The organism is Hymenobacter glacialis, assembly GCF_001816165.1.
GTDB lineage: Bacteria > Bacteroidota > Bacteroidia > Cytophagales > Hymenobacteraceae > Hymenobacter > Hymenobacter glacialis.
Window position 1 is genome coordinate 1 of the sequence record NZ_MDZC01000095.1, and the last position, 7,056, is coordinate 7,056.

Below are 7,056 nucleotides of genomic sequence, written 5' to 3' on the forward strand. Positions count from 1 at the left end.
CCGCCGGCGCTAGTGACGAACTGGCAGCGCACGGCCCGGGACTTTCAGGTGGAAAACCACTTTCAGTTTATCACCAACGGCTCGCTGCACCGGGTGCTGAACGAGGAGAACTATGACTACCACAATGCCGACCAGTACGACCTGGTGGTGGTGGACGAGTCGCACAAGTTCCGCAACGACTACACGGGCATGTACCTGGAACTGCAGGAGATATGCAAACGGCCGCGGGCGCGGCGGGCCGACAATGGCGACGACCGCAAGAAGGTGCTGCTGGTGTCGGCCACGCCGTTGAACAACAGCCCGGCCGATATTGAGAATCAACTGTACCTGTTTCAGGACCGGCGCAACTCGACGCTGAAGGGGGTGCGCAACCTGCAGGAGTATTTCAAGCCGATTAAAGATAAGTACAAGAAGCTTTCGGCGGAAAAGAAGCTCAACATACCAAAGCTGAAAGCCCTGTTTGCACAGCTGCGTAATGACGTGATTGAGCCGCTGGTAATTCGGCGGACGCGCAAAGACATTGAGAACAACCCGGAATACCTGGCTGATTTGAAGGAGCAGGGCATTAAGTTTCCTAAGCAGAGGGAGCCCATTGCGGTGGATTACTTGCTGGATGATGACCTGGCCAAGTTGTTTGCCGACACCGTGGCCTTGGTTTCGCCCTTCGACGAAGATGGTAATAAGGTAGCCGGTGGCCTCGAATACTACCGCTACCGCGCCATTGAGCACTTGGTGAAGGAGGAAGACCGGAAGCAGTACGGCAGCGTGGAAAGCATCTCGGACCGGCTGGCCAGCATCATGCGGACTTTGCTGGTGAAGCGCCTGGAAAGCTCCTTTTGTGCTTTTCGGGGTTCCCTGAGCCGGTTGAACAAGGCCATCGGCAACATGCTGACCATGTTCGACAACGACCGAATTTTTGTAGCACCCGACCTAGACGTTAATAAGCTGTTGGAAGAAGGCTACAGCTATGACGAGATAGAGCAAAAAATTAACGAGAAGGCCGGCAACAACCGGGAATTTAAGGCGGCTGACTTTGATAAGGACTTTGCAAACCTGCTGCGGACGGAGCAAAAGAAGGTGGTGGCCCTGCTAAAGCGTTGGCAGAGCGTGCACCACGACCCCAAGCTGGACGAATTTATTCACCGGATAAAAAACACCTTCCTCACGAAGAAAACCAATCCGAGCGGTAAGCTGGTGATTTTTACGGAGAGCACGGAAACGGCCGGGGACCTGGTGGCCTGCCTGCAGGAGCACCACTACGACCGGGTGCTGAGCGTGAATGCGAGCAACCGCAAGAGCCTGCAGCAAACTATTCGGGACAACTTCGACGCCAACCTGGCGGAAGACAAATGGGCCGATGACTACGACATCGTGATTACGACGGAGGTACTGGCCGAGGGAGTGAACCTGCACCGCTCGAGCGTGATAGTGAACTACGACGTGCCCTGGAACGCCACGCGCCTGATGCAGCGCATTGGGCGGGTAAACCGCATCGGCACGCGGGCCAATGAGGTGTTCGTGTACAACTTTTACCCATCGGCGGAGGGCGACGTGCAGATTACGCTGGTGAACAAGGCCCTGCGCAAGCTGCAGGCGTTCCACTCGGCGTTTGGCGAAGACAATAAGATATTCTCGGTGCTGGAGGAGGTGGGCGAAGGCAAGCTATTCGGCAGCCGGATTCAGCAGGAAGAGAGCGAGACGGAGAAGTACCTGACGTTTCTGCGCCAGTTTAAGCGGGAACACCCGAAGCGGTTCAAGGAAATTGCGAATTTGCCCCATAAGGCCCGCTGCGGGCGGGCTGCAGACCAGGTACCGCCCGAGCGCCGGCCGGTGTACGACGTGGACAGCCAGGCCACCTACCCGATGGGGGGCGCGTCGGTGGCGTACTTCAAGGCCGACAACCACCCCGGCACTTTCAGCCTGGTGCCGGCCACGGGACAGCCGGTGGAGCTGACGTTTTTGGAGTCGGCCCGCATATTTGAGGCGGCGCAGGCGGAAAAAGCGTTGCCACTGCCGGCGCAGCACCACCAGCAGACGCTGCGGGGGCTGGAGTTCTTTCTGTCGGAAAAAGTGCAGCAGAACATCCGGCAGACGGTGAACAAAAAGCAGCTTAACAACACCGAAAACGCGGCCTTGAAGTACCTGCAATTGATGGTGAAGGAAGCCCCGACTGCGCAGAAGCGGAATGCGCTGCAGCGCTTCCGAAAAGCCATTGAGGCGGGCAAGTTTGCGGCGCAGGGTCTACCCAAGGAGGTAAATGAATTCTTTGCCGCGCACCATCCGCTGCTGCCGGCGCAGATACCGGCCGTGCTGGAAAAGCTCTTTACCTCGATACTGGACCGCTATGCCCTGTCGGGGGACGACGACGATGCGGCCCCGACCGATGACCGGGCCCCGCGGCCCATCATCAACCCGACCATTGTGCTGACGGTGAGCTTCGGGGCAGAGAGCTAAGCGTGTTTCCCTCAACGTGATGCTGAGCGTAGTCGAAGCATCTCGCGTGGGGTGGTAAACCAGTCGATTAAGTTACTACCCCACGCGAGATGCTTCGATTACGCTCAGCATGACGTGCTTTTTATAATTTCTTCTTTTCCACATTCCACATTTCTACTGCTTCTGATTATGGCTGGTAAGCTTGACCTCCGCCCCGTACTGCCGCTGCCTTATGACCGGCCGGGCTTTATCCGTGACGTGCTGCGGCCGGTGTTTGGGCCGGGGCGGCTGGCCGTGTACTCGGCGGACCAGCCCACGGGCGAGATGACGGCTTCCGACAAGCGGCTGGCTATTTCGGCGGTGCAGTATGGCGAGCTGACGCTGGATGATGGCACGGAGGTGCAGTGCCTGGAAGTGCGGCTGCAGCCCAAGGTGCGGCCGGAGCAAAGCCGGGTGGGCATTCAGGCGCTGGTGCGGCGGCTGCTCACGGTGGGGCAGGCGGCACTGGTGAACTTTGTGCCGGCGACTACGGAGGTGGGCGTGCGGCCGTGGCGCTTTACGCTGGTAGCGAAGGACGCGGTGCTGCGCGACGGCAAGGTGGTGGAGCAAACCAACAACGCCCGCCGCTACACCTACCTGCTGGGGCCGGGGCAGGCCTGCCGCACGCCAGCCGACCGGCTGCGCCAGCTGGCGACGGAGGCCGATGTGACGCTGGACACGCTGGTGAAGGCGTTTGAGGTGGAGGTGCTGAGCAAGGAGTTTTTCAAGGAGTACAAGCGGCACTACCTGCTGTTCTGTGAGGAGTTGATGGGCAGCAACTTCAAGAAGTCGGTGTTTAACGGGGACGAGAAGGCCATTCGCGACTTTGTGAAGAAGCTGCTGGGGCGGCTGGTGTTTCTGTATTTTGTGCAGAAGAAGGGCTGGTTGGGAGCCAGCAGCCCGGTATATGCCGATGGCGACCAGGGCTTTATTACGAAGCTGTTTCATGCCAGCGGGGCCAACGCGACGTTTTACCCGGTGTGGCTGAGCCGGCTGTTTTTTGAAACGCTGAACGAGGAGCGCACCGGCGACCTGTTCACGATGCCCAAAGGAGAAAACGAGGAAAATGCGCAGAAGGTGTGCATTCCATTTTTGAACGGCGGCTTGTTTGACCGGGACGCGCACGATGCGGTCAAGTACCAGCTGACACTGCCGGCGGGGCTATTCCACCAGGCGCAGCGTGCCGACGACCCGGCCGGGCGCGGGTTTCTGGACTTTCTGGACTCCTACAACTTCACGGTGCAGGAGGACAGCCCCGACGAGCATGTGGTGGCCGTGGACCCGGAGATGCTGGGCAACATCTTTGAGAACCTGCTGGAGGACAACAAAGACAAGGGCGCGTTCTACACGCCTAAGGAGATAGTGCACTACATGTGCCGCGAGAGCCTGATTGAGTATCTGGACACGCGCCTGAACGTGTTTGAGGTGGCGCTGGGTAGCACAGCAAAGGGACTGGCAGCCGGGACCAGCCCGGCAGCCAAGGCCGGGCAGCTGGCCCTGACCACGACGGAGAACCGCGGCAACGTGCAGCGGGTGGAGCTGGAGAAGTTTGTGCGCGAGAAGGTGGCCAACGACTTTATCCGGCAGCACGCCCGGCAGATTGATGAGCTGCTGGACACGGTGAAAATATGTGACCCGGCTATTGGGTCGGGGGCGTTTCCGATGGGGCTGCTGCACGAAATCTATCTGTGCAAGCTGGTGCTGAAGGACCTGACGCAGGTGCAGAACGGCAGCCTGTTTCATGAGCGCGACCATCTTGCCGACCCCGGCAGCTACCACGCTGGCGTGAAGCTGGGCATTATTCAGAATTCGATTTACGGAGTGGACATTGAGCGCGGGGCGGTGGACATTGCCCGACTGCGCTTCTGGCTCTCGCTGGTGGTGGACGAGGACCGGCCCCGCCCGCTGCCCAACTTAGACTACAAAATAGTAGTGGGCAACTCATTGGTGAGCAAGCTGGACAACGACACACTGGCACTAAACTGGAGCTTGAAAGCCGGCACCGAGCGCGAAGCCAAGCTGCGCCAGCAATACAAGTCGCTCGGCACACTGCAACGCCAGTTTTTTACCAAGTCGGGCGCTAAGAAACTGGCACTGCAAGCGCAGATTCGCGATGCAAAGATTGACCTGCTTATAGCGCAGGTGGAATTGGAAATGGCAAAGCTGCCAACCGCGCAAGCTACCATGTTTGGCGGCACGGCTAAGCAGCAGGCCGCTGACCTGGCTATTCTGACCGTGCGCCAAGGCTACAGTGCACAACTTAACCAGTTACGGTCATTGCAGGCCGACGCAAAACGGCCTCTACCCTACTTCGACTGGCGGTTGGACTTCCCGGAAGTACTCAATCCGCACGTAACGGACCAACCGGGGTTCGATATTGTGATTGGAAACCCACCATATGGCCTTAAAACCAAAGGGAAAGAGTATTTAGCCTTTGTTAATGAAAATTATAGGCCTGCCAAAAAAGTAGCGGATAGTTACTTTCTATTTATTGTGATGGCGTCAAATATTTCTAAAAGCGCCAGCTTTATTTCATACATAGTACCGAACACATTTTGCGACCTTGAACAAGGAGACGAATTTCGCAAATGGTTTTTGGGAAACAATCGGTTAAGTCATTTATATGACACGCAGTGGGCTTTTGAAAAAGCAGTAGTTGATACTGTGGTTTTTATAGCTCAGACTCAAACTAAAAATTCAGAGGACACTGTGATTAAGTTCACCGATAATGATAAGATTCAATCGACTATTGCATTGAAAGAAATTCTATCAGATGAAGGCGCAAAGATTGTTTATCGTTACTCTAATAATAAAAATAAATACTTATCGAAGAAGATTTCAAGTAGTGCAGTTCCAATGAAAAGCCTTGCTGATATCAAAGCAGGTGTGATTCTATATGAAAAGGGAAAAGGCAAGCCAGCTCAAACCGAAAAGACAATGACAGAGAAGCCTTTCACCCTGAAAGGAAATCAACCTAAAGGCTGGCGCCCCTTGGTTCGTGGCGTTGATGTTAATAGGTACTTATTGAAAGCTTCTGAAGAATTCGTTCAATATGGTAACTGGCTTGCTGCACCTAGAGACCCTGAAATTTTCGAGGGTCCGGTTATTATGCTCCGCAGGACTGACGACAAAATCAGAGCTGCATATGTCACAAATAACGCAATTTGTGTCAAATCCTGCCACATCCTTAAGCCTCATAATAAATCTTTGAATTTGTTTGTATTAGCGATTCTAAACGCTAGGCTCACGCAGTGGTTTTTTGAAGTACAGAATCCGCAAATGGTTGGTAAAGTGTTTGCAGAAATAAAATTGGTATATGTTGAGAATTTACCAATCATAATGGCTGACAAAAAACTAGTTAGTGAATTTGATTCTCGTGTCACGAAAATCCTCGCCGCAAAAGCTGCTTCCGCCACGGCCGACACAACGGCGCTGGAGGCGGAGATTGACGTGCTGGTGTACCACCTGTATGGGTTGAGCTACGAGGAGGTGCTACTGGTGGAGCCGGGGTTTGCGATGAGCGAGGCGGCGTATGGGGCAGCGGGTGCTAAGCTGGCGTAGTGATGAGAAAATCAAATACTACGTGGGCGTTTCTAACCATCGGGCTAGGAGCCGTGCTAGCCTGTATTCTCCCTTGGGCCCTCACGTCACGGTCGTGGTTTGGGATTAGCTTTCATGATACCGGCCCGGTTGGGGACACCATAGGAGGCATTGCCGGACCGGTACTCAACTTCGCTGGGTTGCTGGTCATTTACTTCTCGTTGCGGGAGCAGCTCGCGGCTAATTATCTGCAACGGGAAGAATTGGACGAGCAAAAGAAGCAAATTGAAGCGGAGCAGAAGGATAGCCAGAATGAGAAGTATTTTGAGCTAACATATAAGCTTGTGGAAAAGCTTGCTGATGCGGCACACCGGAATGAGGCAGTTTTCGCTGAAGTAGCACAACATGATTATTGGTGGAATTATGAACATAATCTATCAACTGATAATAAAGAGCACGAGGAGGCTGACAGGAAATGGCTTAGCTATGTTTGGAGAATTGGCGATATGCACAACCTTTTTTCATTGGTGGTGAACAGGATGGAAAGTGAAATTCTGGCGCTTGACCAAAAGCAATTATTGGCTTCCTTAGTTGACCTACAGTACATCAGTAAGCTCAACGAGTGCCGCATTGCTTATCAGGGCCTATTCAAGGATGTGGAGCAAAACCGGCCCGACCAGCTCGTACTTATTGACGAACAGCGAGAACGACTTTTCACCTATGAACAGTCTTTGCAAGACAGAATCAACGAAGAAGCTATTCCATTTGGTTGATATACTGTTGGCCAACCGCCCGTTCAACTTACCGATACATGCACTTGCCCGACCCAACCTTGGAAATGTGGCCCCGCCACGTAGCCGAAGCCGACCAAGTAGCCTTGGTGCGCTTAGCGGTGCCTTACGTCCGCTGGGTTAGTCCTGCCTTGGTGGCACTGCTAGTAGCTGATAACAACACTCATCAGGCTCCCTGGCAACAGGTACTAGCGCAGGGTAATGTACTTTCTGAGCTTTATCTGTGGCCCGGTAGCGCCTGCGCCTATCCGGG

The 7,056-nt window shown here is 54.6% G+C and carries 3 protein-coding genes; all 3 read left to right on the top strand.

Annotated features, from left to right (window positions below; translation table 11 throughout):
• A partial coding sequence (locus BEN48_RS14730; RefSeq protein ID WP_070735664.1) for a helicase-related protein occupies positions 1 to 2,454 on the top strand: 2,454 nt, incomplete at its 5' end.
• Positions 2,455 to 2,973: 519 nt separating this feature from the next.
• Entirely contained in the window at positions 2,974 to 6,033 is a 3,060-nt protein-coding gene (locus BEN48_RS14735) for an Eco57I restriction-modification methylase domain-containing protein (RefSeq protein WP_206599869.1), read from the top strand.
• 2 nt (positions 6,034 to 6,035) lie between these two features.
• Positions 6,036 to 6,785: a hypothetical protein gene (locus BEN48_RS14740; RefSeq protein ID WP_125932671.1), complete on the top strand. Its 750-nt coding sequence runs from the start codon at positions 6,036 to 6,038 to the stop codon at positions 6,783 to 6,785.
• Positions 6,786 to 7,056: the final 271 nt, after the last annotated feature.

What these genes read in the sequence shown, in the direction of transcription:
- BEN48_RS14740 (WP_125932671.1), top strand. Translation starts at nt 6,036, where the DNA reads ATGAGAAAATCAAATACTACGTGGGCGTTTCTAACCATCGGGCTAGGA.